At 58.6% G+C, this 18,290-nt stretch carries 14 protein-coding genes; 5 read left to right on the top strand and 9 right to left on the bottom strand.

Annotation, left to right across the window (positions count from 1 at the left end; translation table 11 throughout):
• Positions 1–130 precede the first annotated feature (130 nt).
• Entirely contained in the window at positions 131–601 is a 471-nt protein-coding gene (locus ACIX8_RS22160; protein WP_014267632.1) for a ferritin-like domain-containing protein, read from the bottom strand.
• A 296-nt stretch (positions 602–897) separates the two neighbouring features.
• Complete coding sequence (locus ACIX8_RS22155) at positions 898–4,095, bottom strand: DUF3857 domain-containing protein (RefSeq protein ID WP_014267631.1); 3,198 nt, start codon at positions 4,093–4,095, stop codon at positions 898–900.
• 122 nt (positions 4,096–4,217) lie between these two features.
• Here ACIX8_RS22155 and ACIX8_RS22150 point away from each other — a divergent pair, with 122 nt between their 5' ends.
• Positions 4,218–4,625, top strand: coding sequence for a VOC family protein (locus ACIX8_RS22150; RefSeq protein WP_014267630.1), 408 nt, complete (start codon positions 4,218–4,220; stop codon positions 4,623–4,625).
• Between the two features lie 209 nt (positions 4,626–4,834).
• On the opposite strand, the gene ACIX8_RS22145 is transcribed toward ACIX8_RS22150, so the two are convergent.
• Positions 4,835–5,326 (bottom strand): gamma carbonic anhydrase family protein, encoded by a 492-nt coding sequence (locus ACIX8_RS22145; protein ID WP_223295417.1) that lies wholly within the window; start codon positions 5,324–5,326, stop codon positions 4,835–4,837.
• A 379-nt stretch (positions 5,327–5,705) separates the two neighbouring features.
• On the opposite strand from ACIX8_RS22145, the gene rpsU reads away from it, so the two are divergent.
• From rpsU to ACIX8_RS22130, 3 genes are all read left to right on the top strand, one after another.
• The gene (rpsU, locus tag ACIX8_RS22140; RefSeq protein WP_014267628.1) at positions 5,706–5,903 is read left to right on the top strand and encodes a 30S ribosomal protein S21; all 198 of its coding nucleotides are present in this window, start codon (positions 5,706–5,708) and stop codon (positions 5,901–5,903) included.
• A 285-nt stretch (positions 5,904–6,188) separates the two neighbouring features.
• Entirely contained in the window at positions 6,189–6,698 is a 510-nt protein-coding gene (locus ACIX8_RS25405; RefSeq protein WP_014267627.1) for a zinc-ribbon domain containing protein, read from the top strand.
• A 41-nt stretch (positions 6,699–6,739) separates the two neighbouring features.
• A complete protein-coding gene (locus ACIX8_RS22130) occupies positions 6,740–7,717 on the top strand; it encodes an MBL fold metallo-hydrolase (protein WP_014267626.1) in 978 nt (325 codons plus the stop codon).
• Between the two features lie 152 nt (positions 7,718–7,869).
• On the opposite strand, the gene ACIX8_RS22125 is transcribed toward ACIX8_RS22130, so the two are convergent.
• A complete protein-coding gene (locus ACIX8_RS22125) occupies positions 7,870–8,739 on the bottom strand; it encodes an MBL fold metallo-hydrolase (protein ID WP_014267625.1) in 870 nt (289 codons plus the stop codon).
• A 149-nt stretch (positions 8,740–8,888) separates the two neighbouring features.
• Between ACIX8_RS22125 and ACIX8_RS22120 the strand changes: the two genes are divergently transcribed.
• Positions 8,889–9,515 (top strand): TetR/AcrR family transcriptional regulator, encoded by a 627-nt coding sequence (locus ACIX8_RS22120; protein WP_014267624.1) that lies wholly within the window; start codon positions 8,889–8,891, stop codon positions 9,513–9,515.
• A 56-nt stretch (positions 9,516–9,571) separates the two neighbouring features.
• On the opposite strand, the gene ACIX8_RS22115 is transcribed toward ACIX8_RS22120, so the two are convergent.
• From ACIX8_RS22115 to ACIX8_RS22095, 5 genes are all read right to left on the bottom strand, one after another.
• Positions 9,572–11,137 carry a hypothetical protein gene (locus tag ACIX8_RS22115; protein ID WP_014267623.1) on the bottom strand — a complete coding sequence of 522 codons (1,566 nt, stop codon included), beginning with the start codon at positions 11,135–11,137 and terminating at the stop codon, positions 9,572–9,574.
• Positions 11,138–11,420: 283 nt separating this feature from the next.
• Complete coding sequence (gene dut / locus ACIX8_RS22110; protein WP_014267622.1) at positions 11,421–11,882, bottom strand: dUTP diphosphatase; 462 nt, start codon at positions 11,880–11,882, stop codon at positions 11,421–11,423.
• Positions 11,883–11,908: 26 nt separating this feature from the next.
• The gene (locus ACIX8_RS22105) at positions 11,909–15,547 is read right to left on the bottom strand and encodes a M1 family aminopeptidase (RefSeq protein WP_014267621.1); all 3,639 of its coding nucleotides are present in this window, start codon (positions 15,545–15,547) and stop codon (positions 11,909–11,911) included.
• Positions 15,548–15,571: 24 nt separating this feature from the next.
• Complete coding sequence (locus ACIX8_RS22100) at positions 15,572–16,465, bottom strand: ABC transporter ATP-binding protein (protein ID WP_014267620.1); 894 nt, start codon at positions 16,463–16,465, stop codon at positions 15,572–15,574.
• Between the two features lie 295 nt (positions 16,466–16,760).
• Positions 16,761–18,110: a hypothetical protein gene (locus ACIX8_RS22095; RefSeq protein WP_014267619.1), complete on the bottom strand. Its 1,350-nt coding sequence runs from the start codon at positions 18,108–18,110 to the stop codon at positions 16,761–16,763.
• Positions 18,111–18,290 lie beyond the last annotated feature (180 nt).

Genomic DNA, 18,290 nt, shown 5'->3' with positions numbered 1-18,290 from the left:
CGCCATCCCTTACAATAACAGCGGTTAGTCCCCAATCCGAGTCTTAAAAAAATATGCCGTTGCAACGCATGGCGTCACAACGGCAGAGGGAAGATTGGGCGAAATGGAAGCCGCGTCCTTCCTGCTTGTACTAATCGGCAATCCCGGGATTCGGCGGATCGATCCCCAGGGCGGTCGCCAGTGACGTCAGGTGATCCTGCTCCTGCATCAGAATCTCGCGGATCTGCTCGCTCAGGGCAAACTCATTGAGTTCATCGGCCTGCTTTACCCGGCGGCGGTAGTTGCGGATCGTCTCGACTTCATTGTCGAGGTCGAACCTGAGCATCTCCTCGGCCTTATCGCTGGTCTTCACGGGCTTGGCCGTCACGGCCGGCGTACCACCCAGATAGTCGATCTGGTCGGAGAGGATCAGCGCATGGTCGAGCTCTTCCTTGGCGTGGACGGCAAGCTCGGCGGCGATGTTCATGTAAGCTGCGCCCTTGAGCACCTGCGAGTAGTTCACGTAGGCAATAACCGCCTGAAACTCGCGTTGCAGATCTTCGTTGAGCAGGTCGATCAGCTTCTCGCGGGTGATGGCGTGCGTCTCTTTTTCTTTTGGCATAACTACTTCTTCCTCTCAATCGTTTCTGTGCGTGCTTTATTCCTGTCCTCTCAGATGCGCCGAACGGACGAACCGTAGCCCGCCGTGTAGATTAGGGAGACTTTGCTTTTCTTGTTGTCATTCCCGCAGGGAATCTGCTGTCTGTCGGCACAGCCCCGATATTTTGCGAGGCAATGCTGGAAGGGGCACGAATCGAACCATGCCCCTTGCATCTCTACCTACCGGGGTACGAACAAGCAGCAGATTCCCTGCGGGAATGACAACAAGAAAAACAACAACAAGAATGTAGTTTGACCCTAATCCGTCAGCGCTTCCTCTGGAGGCATGAGTACGAACTCGCAGGTAGATGAGCAACTCAGGATGCCGCGACGAATCAACCTTGCCTGGCTGTCCGCTGGAATGGCGGCTTTGAAATCGAGATGCTGGATGGCATCCCCCATCGATTTCAGCCCCTCATCTCCGTGTACGAAGCGCACTGTTTCGGTGCGTTGTGCTGAAAATTCGATCTCGAAGGTCGCCAAACCTTTCTTGGGGACGCTGACATTCTCAAGCTTGAAGGTGCGCGTCTTCAGTAGCGCCGCTTTGGCATCTCCTCCCTCGGGATGGATGCCCGTCTTTGCCAGCGCGGAGAGCCGGTTAGAGATCAGCCGCAAATCCACGTCCTGATTGTCTCCGGGCTCGCCGCTTTCAGCCAGGTGATAGATGTTGGCGGCTTCTGCGGCGTGGCCCTCTTTTTCGAGAGCCATACCGAGATGATAGCCACACTCCATGGACATGCCGTTGCGCCAGGCCGCACGCAACAGAGGTTCGGCCTGGGCAGCTTTGTCCTGGTCGAAGAGTATCCATCCCGCCGTGTCCCACGCAGCGATCAGCAGCGAGGAGCGAGCGAGTGCCTCACGGGAGGAGCCTGCATGGCCCGACGATTGATCTGCGAGGATGCCCAGCGACCGCTGCGCTGCTTCGTCGGCCAGCGCAAGGTCGAGGGTGTTGTCGGCCAGCTCGTAGGCGGAGTCATTCAGCAGGCCTGCATCGTCGCTCTTGTTGGCGACTTCGCGCAGCAGTACCCCGGCTTCCTCTTTCTTCTCATCGTGCAGAAGGGCCGTGGCCAGCATCAACTTCAACCGCAGACTCTTGCTGTTGGCCTCGATGCTCGAGCGCAGAGTGGCTTCGGCGCTGGGATAGTCCTTATCCGACATAAGAAGCGAGGCGAGCATCTCCGATCCCACTTCATCTCCGGGATGTTGCTGCAGCAGCAGATGCAGGGTCCTGGCCGCATCCGCCGTATTGTGCCGCGCTAATTGGGTGGCAGCCAATAGACGATAGGGAACATCCTCCGTGGGATGGTCGCCGATCTCGCGGTTATAGTCGGCGATAGCCTCATTGGCTTTGCCATAGTGAGCGGCAAGATCCCCGTAGTTGCTCCACAAATACGCCTGGTTGGGATTCAAGGCTCTCGCGGCATCGAGCTTTTCATGGGCCTGCTCCCACGATTGAGATTGCTCCAGTTGAAAAGCCTCATGGATCAGCTTCGCGGCCTCATCGTTGTATTCAATTGCGGCACGGCCACTGCCGCCGGTGCGAAGGAGCTGGATGTAGGTTTCGCCTTCCATACCCGCGTCTTTGTACCACTTCTGATAGTTGCGCCAGTCGGCGGCTGGAAGCTTGTCCGTCAGAACCTCGAAACGGCGGTCTGCGATCACGGTTCCGTTTTCGAACTTGTAGGTCTTGTCGAGCGTCGCGAAGGCTGCCTTTGCATGGATGGGTGCAGGCAACTCGGCGTCCCAGCCTGCGGGGAGTTTCATCACCGCATGCGCCGTTTCGACATGGGGCTTCCCGAGTTCGATGGGCAGGATGGGCAGGTTCTTCTCGTCGACAGGGCCCAGCTCGATCGGCGGAAACTGGGGGACGATCCGCAGATTCTCCCAGTCTCCGGCCTTCTCGCGCTCGTAGTCGTAGGCGACATGAAAGGGAGTGGTGGTGTCGTCAGGCCGCGAGAACTCCGTGTTGGTCACTTTCCCGGCGTAGCCAATCGCATAGGAAATGCGCTGCATCAGCTCGTCCCACTGTGCCGGGGATACGGAGCGGACCGCCTGCCGGTAGGGAATCTCGTTGTCGCCGCGGAGGTTCATCACGATGTGAGAGTGCGAGACCCCTTTCTCGTCGAGTGTGCCTGTAGCCACGAAATGATCTTCGAGAGGGAAGGGCGGGTCCTTGGGTGTGGTGGCGAGATAGGCATCGCCAGTGGCGGGAATAACCAGGGCCTGTTTGCCGCGCAGAACCGGCAATAGCAGTTGGTACGGCGCTACCTCGGCGGTGGCATCCAGCCAGACCGGCTTGCCGTTCACATGCGCCACCGTGATGACGTGGTTGAACCAGCCGGGTGAGGGCAGGTCCGGCGTGAATGCAACGTTGGCTCCAATCAACGCCGCATCGGAGGAGATGCCGGCAGCGGAGAGCATCGCGGCCTGCAGCGTGTGCTTGTCCTTGCAATCGCCGTACTGGTTGCGCAGGATGTCGGAGGCCTCATGCGGCTGATATCGCCCAACCCCAAAGGCAACGCCGATGTACCGCACCTGCGGCGCGACGAATCCATAGATCGCGCGGGCCTTTTCATCCTCTGTCGTCTTGCCTGCGGTCAGTTCGGTGACGCGTGCGCGAACCTCATCGTCGGGCGCGATCCGTGTGCCCTCCATGCCGCGATACCACGCTCCGACCTCCTGCCAGGTATGGAAGTTCGACCAGGCGATGTGCGGCAGTGTAGCCCCATTTTCGGTGGGAGGATCTTTCTCCATGCGCAGGAGTTCGTTGTTGTTTTTGCCGGCGACAGGGAGCAGTTGAGAGCTCTGCCAGCGGTAGACGTGTTCGTCTGCCGTCTCTGTGCTCGTCGCCTTATACTTCGGGCTCCAGACCTGCACATAGACGGAGGCGGGCACATGGAGCTCGACACTTTCTTCGAGCACTACCTTGCCCAGGGACGGAGTGAAGAAGATCTCCTCCCCCCAGAAGTGGCCGGGCGCCTCCGGATGCGTGCGCAGGATTCGCACCTTGTACTCAAGATGGTCGCCGGCTCGCAGACTGCGCACAGGAATCTGATCTTCCTTGAGGTCGCTGTAGAAAGGCGCTTCCCGTGTGACAGCCGCAGGCAGCTCCTGTGCATCGGAGGGCGGCGTTTCGACGATGGTTCCATCGGCACGGCGAACGCGGATGTAGTCGATCACGACGTGTTCGGAGCTGGAGGCGAAAGGGAGGGGGAGCACACTCCAGCTTTTGACCGCCGCCTCATCGCGTATCTCTACGATGGCGGAGATGTCCTTTGACCCGGTGCCGTCGGCGGCATAGCGATAGACGCGGTCCATCTTTTCGATGATGGCAGATTCATGGGTGTAATCGGCCTTTGCAGGCGGCGGAGAGGAGGGCGCTTGTGCCGAAGCGGACAGGGCGCAGCAGAGTGCGGAGACAAGGGCGGACGAGACGAGCGGACGTCGATTCTTCATTACGTAGACAGAAGACCTGTATCCGAAAGATACACGCAAGAGTAGACATTCATAGCGAAACCGCGCCAACCCGGGACCGTGCACCTCCATCCCATAGAGAGTAGAAAGCCAAGGAGCCCCTCATGCTCGGAACCCATAGCCCAGCCTTGAATCTTGCCGTCCGCGATCTTGAAGCGGCGCGCCGTTTCTATGCCGAGACCCTCGGCCTCACGCAGGTTTCGGAGATGGAAGGGCTCATCGACTTTCGTTCCGGCAATGTAATGCTCTACGTCTACCAATCCGAGTTTGCAGGAACCAACCAGGCGACAGCCGCTACCTGGTCTGTAGGGGAAGAGATTGAGGCGATGATTGCTACCCTGAAATCGCGCGGTGTCTCCTTCGAGCACTACACGAATATTCCCGGCCTTGCGGTCCGGGGAGATATCCACGTCGGGGACCAGCCGGATGGCAGCGCGGGAGAGTTCAAGGTCGCCTGGTTTCGCGATCCGGACGGCAACCTGCTGAGCCTTACCAACGGGCGCTCGGCCTAGCGCAGATCGCTTACATAGAGGTGTAGAGAGTTCATTTCGAATTCCCTACAGAACTGTCATCTCGACCGGAGGCGGCGTTCTTTGCCGCCGCAGTGGATGACATGAAGCCGTTATGCTTCGGTCGAGATGGCAAGGTCTGGGTAACTTTGGAAAAGCTTTCTACCCCTTGCGGGAATCGCTCTCACGAATCCATTCGGCGTATCTGCCTGCTATAGCGTCGTCTGGGTTTCGGCCAGGTAGGCCTTGGTGTATTCGAGATAGTTCCGGGCATAGCCTTGGATCATCTCGAAGTCGTTATCACTGATCGACCGGCGCACTTTGCCGGGAACGCCCGCGACAAGGCTACGCGGCGGAATAACTGTACGCTCCGGTATGACAGCCCCGGCGGCAACGATCGATCCGGCACCGATATGCGCGCCGTTCAGGATGATGGCGCCGATACCGATCAGCACATCGTCTTCGAGCACACAGCCGTGCACGGTGGCGTTGTGACCGATGGTCACCCGCTCTCCGACGATGACCGGATAGAGACCCTTCATGCCGTGAAGCACGGCACAGTCCTGAACGTTGGAACCCGTGCCGATGGTGATGGAGTGCACATCGCCGCGCAGTACGGCGTTCATCCAGACGCTGGCGTTTTCGCCCAGAGTCACGTCTCCGATCACCTGGGCGGAGAGATCGACATAAGCGGATGCAGGCACTGCGGGATGATGTCCTCGATGGGGTCGGATCATAAGTACAAGTCTAGAGAGGTTTCGACTTTACCTGTTACCCACGGAAGAGCGTGCAGGTGTTTTTCCTGAGGAGAAACACCTGCATGCCGCTCTCTCCCCCCCTGTAGACGCCTGAGCCGCAACCGCCGCAACGCCTTCGAGCCTAAATTGAAGAAAACAAGGAAAATTGCTGAAGAAAAGGAGGCGCGATTCTAAATCGTATCCCTGAGCAGGGCTTTTTGAGCGCAAAGAAGAAGTAGCACTTAATTGCAATAATTGCATTTCATTGCACTTTCCTGTGGCCAGACAGGTTGAGTACGGATATGATAGTGAGGCCCACTTTGGCAGGTCTGGAGGTGTATACAACTTGGCAGAAGTTCGCGTTCAAGAAGGCGAACCCCTTGAGAATGCACTGCGCCGTTTCAAGCGCAAGGTGCAGACGGAAGACATCATCAAGGAGGTCAAGCGTCACTCTTTCTACCTGAAACCAGGCGAGAAAAAGCGTGTAAAGGAAGCACTCGCACGCAAGCGCAATCGGAAAAAGGTTCGTAAAGAACAAGACTAATTTCAACGCAGGAAACAGGGACCAGCCGTATCAGGCTGGCTCTGATATTGAAAAGTAGTGAAATCGTTTTCAGTGCATAACTGATGTGCAAGTAAGGGAGGAGATGCAGGTTGCATCTCCTCCTTCTCTGTATCCGGATGGCTTGAACCTGTGCCGTCCTTACCGTTCATCGGGCCCCGTTGTCGACATGTAATCGATATGCAAACCTAGGCTTGAATCCGCATTCGGGGCTCAATGATCTCCGGACGCGCTTCATCCTTATCCCGCACGGTGGGAGAAGGCGCAATGGAATTCATCGATAGGCTCCTTAAGTGCTGTGATTGCGGCAATGAATTTGTCTTTACTGCCGGCGAGCAGCTTTTTTTCTTCGACAAACAGTTCAAGAACGACCCCAAACGCTGCAAGCTCTGTAAGGCAAAGCGAGCTGGTCTGGGACGGTCTGCGAACCCGGACGTGGCGGCAGCAGCGGCGTTGCCGTTATCCCGCACCGAAACACGGACCAAGTGCTCGGCTTGCAGTATCGAGACCACCGTTCCGTTTAAGCCAACCCAGGGTCGACCCGTACTTTGCCGTTCCTGCTTCCAGTTGAAGCGTGTGCCTTCAGCGGTGACGGCGGTCACGAATATGGATTCCCCCGCCAGACAGATCGCCGAAGCCAGTGCTGCTCTGGAACTGGCAGTCGCCGCGAGCGAGTTCGACTCCTCGTTCACGACACCGGTCGGGGTGGGCAATTTCGCTGAATCGTCAGCCTCTGCCGAGCTGTTATCGGCTGCGGCCAAGGCGGCACAAGCCTAGTCTTCTCTGGTTCATAGGATGTCCATCAGGACAGTGGTTCTATGATGTCCAGTAGGACAGGCAACGTGCACCCGGCTTCTCTCCCTCAAGACGCGGACCTTGTTCGCGGTCGCCGCACTCTCGGCGACTTCGAACTCGTATTTTGTTCTGACGGCAGCTATCTGCTCGATGGTGGCGCCATGTTCGGCGTCGTGCCGAAGACGCTCTGGCAGAAGCGCACTCCCGCTGACGAATTGAACCGTATCCTGCTGGGATTGAATACGGTCGTCGTCCGGACAGGGCAGCACGTGGTGCTGATCGAGACAGGCATCGGCAATAAACAACTGCCCAAGATGCGTGAGATCCACGCGAACCAGGAGCTTCTACCGGCCTCTCTGGCGGCTGCTGGTGTGCGCGTCGATGAAGTGACGCATGTGATCAACACGCATCTGCACTTCGACCATTGCGGCTGGAATACGACCCTGCACCCCGATGGCTCCGTGACGCCAACGTTCCCGAATGCGCGTTATTTCGCGGCGGCGGGAGAGTTGGAGCATGGACGGCTGCAGCTCGAGCGCGATGCGGTCAGCTATCTCGGGCCGAACTACGATCCGCTGATTGCCAGCGGCCAGCTCACGCTGCTCGATCCGCAGGGCACCGGTGACTTTACTCCAACAGACCCGCGGCTGGCTGCGACGCAATCGCTGCCTCCGGTCACAATTCAAACCTCAACCGAGATCGTCCCCGGTGTCTGGGTCGAAGCCTTCCCCGGCCACACGGCGAGCATGCTGGCGGTGCACCTGGAGTCGCAGAGCGAGCATGCGTGCTACATCGGAGACCTCATTCCGACGCATCACCATCTCGATCCAACGTGGGTGATGGGCTATGACCTCGATCCACTTACCTGCATCGCCCAGCGAAAACGGTTTCTGGCGCAGGCGATCCCCGAGCGCTGGCTGGTGTTGTTCACGCACGATCACCAGGTTCCGGCGGCGTATGTGGAGTGGAATGAGAAAGGGAAGCCGGTGGTTGCGGGGTAAGGCATGCGAATTGTGCCGCGAGAGAGCGAATAGGGTTCATCCTCGCGAGATGCGGGAAAGAGTTGCATACAGGCTAGCGAAGCCAGAGATGCACCTCTGGCTTCGCCGATCGAACGACTGGTGGCTACTTGAATCGTCTCTTTGAATCGTCTCTAGGAGACGCCTTTTTTAGCAGCCTTCGAGCCTCCCCACAGGGAGCCTGGATTGACGCGATCAGGGTAGAGTTCAAGCATTGCATCGTAAAGCTCGCGGGCGGTATGGGTGGTTTCATCGAGACGATTGAAATCGCGAAGATACTGTCTCGTTTCGGCGATGATGCGAGGCCCGTCTTCATTTTCTGGAATCTTGTGCCCGGCAATGACGGCTCGGGGATTTAGCGCCTCGAGCTTATCGAGCGTAGCGATCCATTCACGCCGGCTCTCCGTGTTGGTCTCCGCGAGGTAGGGATGAATTCCGTTGTAGACCGTGTCTCCACCGACGAGCAGCCCGATCGACGGGACATGCAGGCAGGTCGATTGGGCCGTATCCGTTTTACCTGTATCTACCGGAACCAGCTTGTGTCCTTCCAGCTCTAGTTCATTGTCCTCGAGAGGATCGGCAACGGGGAGATGCTCCGGAATCTGTCCAGGAAAAAGTTTGCGCCAAAACTCTTCCAGCGATGTTGGCGACACTTGCGCACGTATGGCCTCAACGACTGCAGGGGTTGCAACGGCTTTCGCATTCGGGAAATGCTCCAGAATCGAACCAACTCCGAACACGTGATCGCCATGACCGTGCGTCAGGTAGATCGCGGTAAGATTCTTGCCACTTGCGATGACCCAATTCAGCAATGCCTGCGATTGGTCGATGGTCAGAAAGGTATCGACAAGGACAGCATCGCGCTCACCGTAGATGAGCGTCGACGAGTTCGACACCCACATCAAGTCCTCTTTGCCAGGAGGGAGATCGCGGCTAAGACCAGGGCGTTTACTGGTAAATACTTCCCATTTCAGGCTTCCGTTATTTGTATCGATTCCGTTCATAGTCGCTCCAGGATCAGAAGATTCGAAGATCAATTTGGGATGAGGATAATGTAGTCATACAATACAATATGACTGGTCGTCTTGTATTATTTGATCTGTAAAATCATGACTTTCTGTTCATGGTGCGTGAAGATAGACTTGGAACACCTATGGATTCTCGTTCGCCCGCAAAACGGGGGCCAAAGCCAAAACCAGGTACCCGGGAGAAGCTTATTCAGGCGGGGGTGCAGACGATCCACGCGAGCGGATATGGCGGGACCAGCGTACAGAGTATTGTCGAGGCCGCCGACATACCCAAGGGGTCCTTTTACAACTTCTTTCAGAGTAAAGAGGCGTTTGCGGCGGAGGTGATTGATGCCTATTCCAATCGAGGCCAGGAAAGGCTGCGCAGTTTTCTCCTCAATCCGGATGCCACTCCACGAGAGCGATTGGAAGCGTACTTCGATGACAGGATTGAGGCCTTCAGGACCTCACAGTACGTTCGTGGATGTTTGATGGGTAATTTCAGCGCTGAAGCTGCTGACCAGAGTGCACTGATACGTGACGGCCTTACCAAACATTTTGGAGCCTGGTGCGAGCTTCTTGAGACTTGTATTGCGGAGGCGCAGAGTCAACGGGAGATAAGCGGTCAATTCCCTGCATCGTTGTTGGCAAAGTTTCTCCTGAATAGCTGGGAAGGTGCCTTGCTGCGCATGCGCGCTGAGAAGAGCGATGCCCCGCTGCTTGACTTCAAGGAGATCGTTTTCAAGAAGCTCTTCGAGAGACCGGTTTCGTGATGTCGCTGGCTCCCTAAACCAGCAATTCCTGCCTCAACTGACAACGATGGCGGGTTCTAGGGATGCTCTTTGCGCACGTAGATTCTGAATTGAAACGGCATCTCAGGCCTGTGCCAGAAGTGGTTCGGCACGTCTGAGCGCCACTCGGATTGCTCCCGGTAGTTCTGGTCGAGGTCTGCGGCGAAGGCTGGCCATTCGTCCAACTTTTTGAAGCCACGCGGGTCCCAGAAACAGAACTGGTTCGTCACAACGAGAACTCGTGGCTGGGCTGTTTTGTAGGCTGTCCAGAACGCGGCACGGTAGCTCTCTCTCTCTGCGGAGGGATCGGTGAACAGGTAGCAATCGTAGAGGAAGCCAGTGCTCTGCGGGAGGCGCATCTGGTAGAGCGTTCCGATGCAGCCGCCAAAGGTATCCAGGCATTGAACCTGACCGGAGAGTTGGTCCCTGCTGGCTACGGCATCGAGTTGCTCTGTGAGGGCGTTTTGAAAACGAGTCACGCCCGAGAAAGTCGTCGTAAGCCAGGCAAACCGTGGCGCAAGAAAAAAGGAACCCAGGAGGCAGGTTGCCATCGCCAGGGATCGACGTACGCCTTTGCTCAACAGGGCCTCGTCCAGATCCAGCCCAATCAGGACCAGCAGGATCGCGAGCTGGGGATAGCGCTGGTAGGTGAAGCCTTTTCCCTGCATGACATAGGCAAGGAGTGTCCCGAAGACGCCCACCAGCAAGGCAATCCGCTCCGTCGTGAGCGCCGGACGTCCGGTGAACTGAAGGACCGCCCAAAGCAGGCAGAGCGCCGTGATCGGCGACAGGCAATGAGCGAGCAGAAAACCCAGAGACCTGTCTCCCAGGCTGGCATGGAGGCGAATCAAGGGCAGCGCGGACGTCCAAAAAGCGGATAGAACCCCATGAGATTGCAGCCAGAGCAGCGTACAGATGCCGGGGATCGCCATCCCTGCGAGTGCGGCTGCGATTCCCGGTACCAGCTTTTGCCCGCGCCGATACCGGACCACTCCCACCAGAAGCAACAAGAGCCCGCTAAGCGGCAGCAATATCGGCTTGACGAGGAATGTAGCGCCGAGGCTGACTCCGAAGAGCAGGAGCATCCGGAGTGGCCGTTTGCCTCGCAGTGCGGCAAACAGCGCGACATAGGCCCAGAGCAGCAGGGCGGCGATCAGCAGATCGCGCTGCCCACCTTCTTCGAGGCCATCCTGAAAATGAACCAGAGCGAAGGTGCAGCCGGCGAACAGCGCGGCGAACCAGCGGTTTCGTCCGGCCAGGAGAAAGCAGGCTCCGAGCGCTGCTCCCAGCAGGGTGAAGTCGTAGACGCGCCAGGCGATGGCGCCCTCTCCGAAGAGAGCCATGGCCGCCGCTTCAAAGGCGTACGTCCCCGGCAGGTTGATGTCGGCGATGTCCTTGTAGGGCAATAGTCCGCGGTGCATCAGGAACACGACGTAGTGCATCAGCGAGGCGTCCCCGATCAGGGGCCAGTGGCTGCTGGCGATAACGGCGGTCAGCAGGCTGAGGCAGAGGGCCGCGCCGCAGAGGCCTGTGATTGCTTTGTTTGTTGTGGACGCGGTGTTCATGACAGGTGAGGTGTTCCTGTTAGCGAATTCGTCGTTCATCTTGCCCCCTCCACGGAACCGTCATCCTGAGCGGAGCGTCCCGATTTTGGGACGCGGAGTCGAAGGACCCCGAGGGCCAACCTCTTGCCCATATCTCTCAGACCCTTTCTACCTCAAGCCTTCGAGCCTGGGTTTTCGAGGTGGAAAAGGTCCCAGCGTCGTGGGTGAGATAACCACTCTCGGGGGCCTTCGACTGCGCACCTCGCAAAAGCGCGAGGTGCTTCGCTCAGGATGACGATTTTGTGGGGAGGCTGAAGAAACAGGGGGTACATCTTGGCGAACGCTAAGCGCCCGTCGAGCCAAACCCTGCGTTGTTGCGAGGGGTTTCGGCGAGCGTGTTGGTCTCTTCAAAGCTGGCCTGGATGCGTTCGACGATGCGGAGCTGCGCGATGCGGTGGCCGGGCGCAACCGTCTGGGCCTCAGGCGCGAGGTTCGTCAGCACGATCTTGAGCTCGCCGCGATAGCCCGGATCGATGACGCCTGCCAGCGTCGTGATGCCACGCAGTGCCAGCCCGGAGCGGTCTTCGACCAATGCGCCGTGGGTCGAGGGAAGCTCCATGGCCAGGCCCGTGCGCACGGCCTGCGTGCTGCCCGGCTGGCCTACGGGAGCCAGTGTTGCGGCTTCGGCGGCAAAGAGGTCGGCAGCCAAATCACCGTAGGGCCCGGCGTGGGCGTAGCGCGGAAGCTGAGCCGCTGGGTGAAGGCGTTGTACGAGGATCTTGGGCGAGTTTCTGGTGTCGTTCATCTGTCGATAGTCAGTGTCGCACGTCGCTACTTCTGGTTCACTACGTCGGTGGAGTTGTCGTCCAGATTCCGGTCGATGAGCTTGTTGTAGGGATCGATTCCAGCGCGTGTCGGTGGCTCGTCCACGAGGAACTCGAAGGTCTGCCGGCCGCCGGTAATGCGCTCTTTGCGCACGGACAGCGGTTTCTCCTCGTCCTTCTTGCCACTGAAGACGCCTACATCGATCAGGTCGTTGAGGAAGGCAGGCGTCTCGACGCCGTTGCCGTCGGCGTAAGCCTTCTTCCCTTCGACGACCAGCGTGACCTTGTATTTGCCGTCGGATGTCTTCTGCGAGGTCGCCTGGATCGTCTTGTTGTCGTAGAGGGTGATTTTTTCGAAGCTGTCGTCGATGAAGTACTGCAGGTCGGCAGGGGTCTGGGCCCGCAGGGCAGCTTCGAGCATTCTTGTGTCCGGGTAGGGACCGGACTGTGAGTCGTCGGCATTGGCGTAGCGGTACTGCATTAGGAAGTTATGCAGCGCAAGGTTCAGCTTGTCTTCTCCGATGTAGTCGGAGAGCGCGTAGAGGATGAGGCTGCCCTTCTGGTACCAGACGTAGGACTCGCGCTGCACCTGCCCAAGCGGCGGCTCCTTGCGCGTCTCGCCGGAGCGTCCGCGCAGATAGCCGTCGAGCTCATGGGACAGGAACCTGTGCATCTGCGCGTCTCCATACTTTTTCTGCGCCACGCGCAGGGCAGAGTATTCGGCCAGCGACTCCGACATCATGTTCGACCCGGCAACGCGGCCGCCAATGAGCTGGTGGGCCCACCACTGGTGTGCGAGTTCATGCGCGGTAACGAAGTAGGTGAAGTCGATATCCTTCTTCGGGTTGAGGACGCGAGAGAGGAAGAAGGTTTCGGTGAAAGGAGAGGTGTTCGAGAACGACTGCGCGAAGCTGCGGTAGCGCGGGAACTCGATGATGCGGAATTGTTTGTACTGGAACGGGCTGTAGTTGGCCTGGTAGTAGTCAAGTCCCGCGCGTGCTCCCTGCATCATGTCGTCGACATCCCAGGGATGGTGGTAGTCGTAGTAGACCTCGATGCTGGTGCCCTTGTAGTTCTCCTTCTTTACCGTGTAGCGGCCGGAGATGTACGAGAAGAAGTCGAGAATCTTCACGTCGCCCATGTCGTAGGAGAAGTAGTGGCGATCGTTCTGATACCAGTCGCGTTGCAGATATCCGGGTGCGAGCGCGATCTGATCGTCGGGTGTGCTGACTGTAGTGCGATAGCTGATCCAGTCAGAGGTGGGGGTAAAGAGATTCGTCACGCTGCCCAGGGAATCGCCGCGCGGCGGAAGGTCTTCGAGCAGCGGCAGCTTCTCTTCGCGGCGGCGGCGGGGGTCGTCGATCTCTACATCGTTGCTGTAACCGATGGTTGGAAAGTAGCTGGAGTCAAAGAACATGCCGCTGTAGGCCAGTTCGGGCCGCTCGCCGCCATCGCGGAAGCCATGCGACTGATATCCGACCTTGAAGGTCATGTTCAACTTCTCACCCGGCGCGAGCGGCGTTTCGAGTTGATAGATCGAATAGAGATCGCGGAAAGAACTGCTGATGTGGTGAAACGGCCGATCGAACTGCACGTCGGCAACCGACTGCCTCTGGTCGGTGATGTGGATCTGCTGGATGGGATTCGGTGTCTTGTTCTGCAGCACAAAGTGACCGGTGCCGGAGAACGAACGGTGATAGGGATCGAGATCGATGTTCGCATCGACGGAGGTGATCTTCGGCTGCGGAAAGCGCTCGTACTTCTTGAAGTCGCGTTCGTACTGCGCCTGGAAATCGCGGAGCTGCTTCTGTGTATAGAAGGTGTTGAGGACGTGCGTGTTGTAGAAGTACCAACTTCCACTGCCGATAACGAGCAGCACGAAGAGCCCCAGTGCGGGCGTCAGTCCTGGCAGGCGATGACGCGCCTGACCCCAGCGTGCACGCCAGCTATCCTCGGCGCCGCGTCGCGCCAGCGCGATTGAGAGAACGGCAAGAAATGCGAAGATCGAGGTCCAATAAACGGTTGACCAGGCCAGCGCCGCTACGAAGTGGCCGTAGCCATTCATGTCGGAGTAGCTGTACGGGGGGCTCTGTGTCGGCACGAGCAGCGAGTTCTCGATGTTCCAGCGATTGAGAATCGGCTGCATGATGAAGACGCCCAGGACGATGGCGTGGCCGAGAAATTTGTTGGAGACCACCGTTTGCACGAAGAACGCGAGCAGGGCGATCCCCATCACCGAGGGAAAGACGATGAGGAACAGCTCCTTGAAGTACTGTAGGAGGTCATACTGATGGAAGCCTGAGAAGGTCTGCATGAGGATGCCGCAGGCCATGACCACGAGCAGGAGAACCACTTCGACGAAGGCCAGCGCGAAGAACTTCGAGAGCCAATCCGTTGTCTCGCGCATGGGCAGTGCGTCATGGATGCCCGCAAAGCGCGTATCCCGTTCGCGCCACACCAGCTCTCCGGCATAGATGGTCGCCACCACGAAGAGCAGAATGACCGCCGTGTTCTCCACGGACTGCAGCATCAGGAACGTGACGGGCCAGACATTGGTCTCCTGTGCATGTCCTGCGAAGTAGCCGTTGACCAGGGCAAAGAAAGCGATCAATACGCCGAGTGCCCAGAACAGCAGCTCATGGGTGATGTTGGAGATGCGCAGGCGTGTCATCGAGACAAGTTGCGTGAACCAGAGACCGCTTCCGAAGTTCTGCTGCACACTTGGCATCTGTGCGGCCACCAGAGAGCGTCGTGGCTGAAGCTCGGATTCCTCTTCGCGCTTGGCCTTCGCCGCTCGCCGTCCCTGCGACTTTGCCGTCAGCGCCTCGACGGACATGGGGAAGAATAGGTACACCGCACCCAGCGAGACAAAACCCACGGCGATCCAAAGCAGCCGATTGTAGAGAAAGACGCCGTTGCCTACATGCGCGGACCAGGAGAAGAGCTGCGAGTTTTTCTCCGCGACTGTCCAGTAACGCGCGATGACGCTCGCAAGCTGCAATCCGATGGGATCGAGAATGCCGGACCAGAAGTGCTCGAGCGATCGCGTCGCATCGAACACGGCCTGCAGCAGCAGGTAGATCATCAGGACCGCGATGCCCTGCAGGTAGACGATGACAATCTTGCGCGAGAGCGCAGCCACCAGGAAGAAGATCGAGCCGAGAAAGAAGATCTGCACGACCACGATCGACAGGAACGGCTGCAGGTACCACCAGGCATGGCCGCTAACGATGCGGGTGTGATCGGCCCAGGGCATCAGCGATCCGATCGCTTCGCCGAAGACGATTCCCGAGAACACAAAGACGCAGGTGACAAACGATCCCGCCCAGCGGCCGCCGAGATACGCAAACTTCGTAATCGGCTTTGTAAAGATCAACTGGAAGGTATCGCGTTGAAAGTCGCGCAGGACCGATGTGCCGAAGATAGCGGCAATAACAATCGTCCCGAACAACGTGAAAAACATGTACAGGATGGTGTTTGAGAACGGTCCATTGAGGAGCTGTTTGCCGTTGCCCGTGGTGATGAAGTCCTCAGCGGCGACGGAAAGGAAGCTGAAGAAGAACCACATCGCAAAGTACACGTATGTCGACAGGCTCTTCAGCCGGACCTTGAGCTCGAAGGAGAAGAACTCCCAAAAGAGTTTCATCGCGGATCTCCGTGCGGAAAGAGGTTAGTTGGCTGCTTTGGCTGCGGACTGGCTGGACAGGTTGAGGAAGTAAACGTCCTCAAGACCGGAATCCACGGCGCGGAAGCCTTCGCCGGGGGCGCTGTCGGCGAAGACACGAATCTCGTGCTGGCCTGCGACCAGGTGGCTGGAGATGACGCGCAGCTCCGATTCCAGAGCGCGCAGCTCGTCATCGGTGGCAACGACCTTCGACCAGATCTTGCCGTTCAAGGCGGCCAGCGCCTCGCTGGGTGCGCCTTCCAGCAGCAACTCTCCTGCGGCGATGATCGCCATGCGCGGGCAGAGTTCGCGAACGTCTTCGACGATGTGCGTCGAGAGGATCACCGTGACGTCCCGGCCGATGGACGAGAGCAGGTTGAGGAAGCGATTGCGTTCGGCGGGATCGAGTCCGGCAGTCGGCTCGTCGACGATGATGAGCCGGGGCTTGCCGAGCAGCGCCTGCGCGATGCCGAACCGCTGCTTCATGCCGCCGGAGTAGGTGCTCAGCGCCTTCTTGCGGAACGCCCACAGGTTCGTCTGGTTCAGCAGGGCTTCGACGATCTCCTTGCGCTCACCCGCGTTGGTAATGCCCTTCATCACCGCAAGGTGGGAGAGCATGTCCAGCGCCGACATCTTGGGGTAGACCCCGAACTCCTGCGGCAGATAGCCGAGCGTCTGGCGCACGGCGTCTTTCTGCTGGAGTACGTCGATGCCGTCGAGAAAGATGGTGCCGCTGTCGGGCTCCTGCAGGGTGGCGATGGTACGCATCAGCGTACTCTTGCCTGCGCCGTTTGGACCTAGCAGCCCGAACATGTTGTTGCCGATAGTGAGCGAGATGTTCTTGAGAGCGTGAACACCATTCGGATAGGTCTTGGACAGACCTGTGATCGTAAGCGCCATGCGAGAAGCCCCTGACTCGGTGAGGGATTCGACTGCTACTACGGTGTTTGAACTCTATCACCTGTGGGTTGGGGGCTTGGAAGGAAAGTGTCTTTCTCAAATTACCCATATCTTGTCATCTCGACCGGAGCATGACGGCTTTATGTCATGCGTAGTGGAGAGACCCCTGTATTTCGCTCGAAGCAGCAGTGCTACTACGGGCAAAATACAGAGGTCTCTCCACTATGGCGGCAAAGAACGCCGCCTCCGGTCGAGATGAGAGGGTATGGGTGGGTTTAGAAAGAGATCTTTATCTCTAAGCCTCAGCTTTTTTACGCGGTGTCGTCGAGCGGAAGAGGTACACGGACAGGACGGCGATGATGGGCTCGATCGGGTGCCTGAACCGCGCCTGGATGACGACCATGTAGTACACGAGCGGCGTCAACAGCAGGACGCTCGCCATCAGCCAGGCTCCTGGAACTCTTCGTTTCAACGCGAGGGCCAGGCCGAGCAGTCCGGCGACGCTCAAGAAGCTGTAGCTGAAGATGCGGCCCACCTCTTCCGAGCGGTGTTTCTGTTCGGTATGAGGAACCCCGAACCAGAAGAACTGAATGCGCTGCAGCGTGTGGCGCAGAAACACATCGGGATGTGCACGCAGCGTCGCCTTGGCCTGGGCGCCGCGCATCTTCGAGTAGTTAAGCTCCCCCATCCTGGCGTAGAGCTTGAAGTCGGGATCGCCGCTCCAGAGGGGCACGGTGGCTCCCCAGGGAAAGGCGTCGTGGGAGGGAAGCGAACTCTGCCAAAGCTCGACGCCGAAGTTGGAACGCGTCGGCACGAAGGCGTGAAAGGCACGCTCGTTGCGCACGATCCACGGCGTCATGGTTGCAACGACGACGATACAGGCGAGAGCAGCGCCTGCGACGGACTGCATCAAGGGGGGATGGGATGGCTGGTTCTTTTGCGGCCACAGAATCCAGAGAATCCATACGGGAAGACACAGTACCAGGGAGGCATTGGAGAGAGCGGTCAACCCCCACAGCAGCCCAAAGACAGCCCAGAATACAAAGTCGCGGCCCGGCCTTGGCGCTACCTCTTCCGGTTCGCCGATGCGTCGCAGGCGAAGGCAGAAGACGAGTGCCCAGGTGAAGAGGCAGGCTGTGAGCGACATCTCCCAGAGCCAGTGGATGGCGAACTGCAGAGCCGCCGGATAGACGGCCCAGAGCCACGCCGACCAGAGGGCTACCGGGGCAGCCTTCATCGAGGCACGGCGGGCGATGCCGTAAGCGTCAAAGCAGCGCGCTGCGATCTCGTAGAGTGCCGGTGCGATGGCGGCTGAGAGGGCGCTGTTGCACGCCATGATGAAGATCGCCGCAGCATTTGTATAGACGCCGAAGAGCTTGAAGCCCAAGGCCATCAGCAACGGATAGAGCGGTGGAAGCCATGCCGTCGGGCCGGAGGGGCCGTTGAACGGGCTGCTGTAGCCGCGGCCCAGAACGAGGGAGCGCGCGATGCGCCCGGCCTCGAAGCCATACTCCCAATGGTCGTGGGTGGTGCGGATGCGATAGGTGTGGCCGATGAGGATGCAGGCCATCCGAAGTGCGAAACCGACCCAGAAGATGACCCAGGGGGCGCGGAAGTTGAGGCGACGGATGGTGGGCTCGGGCATGGTTGGCAATAGGGGCGATTATATCGGGCGTTGCCTTGCCGTTGCTGTTGCTTTTCTAGTTGTCATTCCGAGCGCAGCGAGCGAACCTGCTGTCTCCCGTTCTTCGTTCATATCACCCAGAAATATGTGCGCTGGAACTGGAGCTTGGTTTGGGCTAACGCACAACGCCTGTGGTGGCAA

Source organism: Granulicella mallensis MP5ACTX8 (assembly GCF_000178955.2).
Classification (GTDB): Bacteria; Acidobacteriota; Terriglobia; order Terriglobales; family Acidobacteriaceae; genus Granulicella; species Granulicella mallensis.
This window is presented reverse-complemented; position numbering and strand designations above follow the sequence as displayed.

Bases quoted from the DNA above. Each gene is read 5' to 3' on its own strand.
- ACIX8_RS22160 (WP_014267632.1), bottom strand. From the start codon at position 601: ATGCCAAAAGAAAAAGAGACGCACGCCATCACCCGCGAGAAGCTGATC.
- ACIX8_RS22155 (WP_014267631.1), bottom strand. From the start codon at position 4,095: ATGAAGAATCGACGTCCGCTCGTCTCGTCCGCCCTTGTCTCCGCACTC.
- ACIX8_RS22150 (WP_014267630.1), top strand. From the start codon at position 4,218: ATGCTCGGAACCCATAGCCCAGCCTTGAATCTTGCCGTCCGCGATCTT.
- ACIX8_RS25405 (WP_014267627.1), top strand. From the start codon at position 6,189: ATGGAATTCATCGATAGGCTCCTTAAGTGCTGTGATTGCGGCAATGAA.
- ACIX8_RS22130 (WP_014267626.1), top strand. From the start codon at position 6,740: ATGATGTCCAGTAGGACAGGCAACGTGCACCCGGCTTCTCTCCCTCAA.
- ACIX8_RS22125 (WP_014267625.1), bottom strand. From the start codon at position 8,739: ATGAACGGAATCGATACAAATAACGGAAGCCTGAAATGGGAAGTATTT.
- ACIX8_RS22120 (WP_014267624.1), top strand. From the start codon at position 8,889: ATGGATTCTCGTTCGCCCGCAAAACGGGGGCCAAAGCCAAAACCAGGT.
- ACIX8_RS22115 (WP_014267623.1), bottom strand. From the start codon at position 11,137: ATGAACGACGAATTCGCTAACAGGAACACCTCACCTGTCATGAACACC.
- dut (WP_014267622.1), bottom strand. From the start codon at position 11,882: ATGAACGACACCAGAAACTCGCCCAAGATCCTCGTACAACGCCTTCAC.
- ACIX8_RS22105 (WP_014267621.1), bottom strand. From the start codon at position 15,547: ATGAAACTCTTTTGGGAGTTCTTCTCCTTCGAGCTCAAGGTCCGGCTG.
- ACIX8_RS22100 (WP_014267620.1), bottom strand. From the start codon at position 16,465: ATGGCGCTTACGATCACAGGTCTGTCCAAGACCTATCCGAATGGTGTT.
- ACIX8_RS22095 (WP_014267619.1), bottom strand. From the start codon at position 18,110: ATGCCCGAGCCCACCATCCGTCGCCTCAACTTCCGCGCCCCCTGGGTC.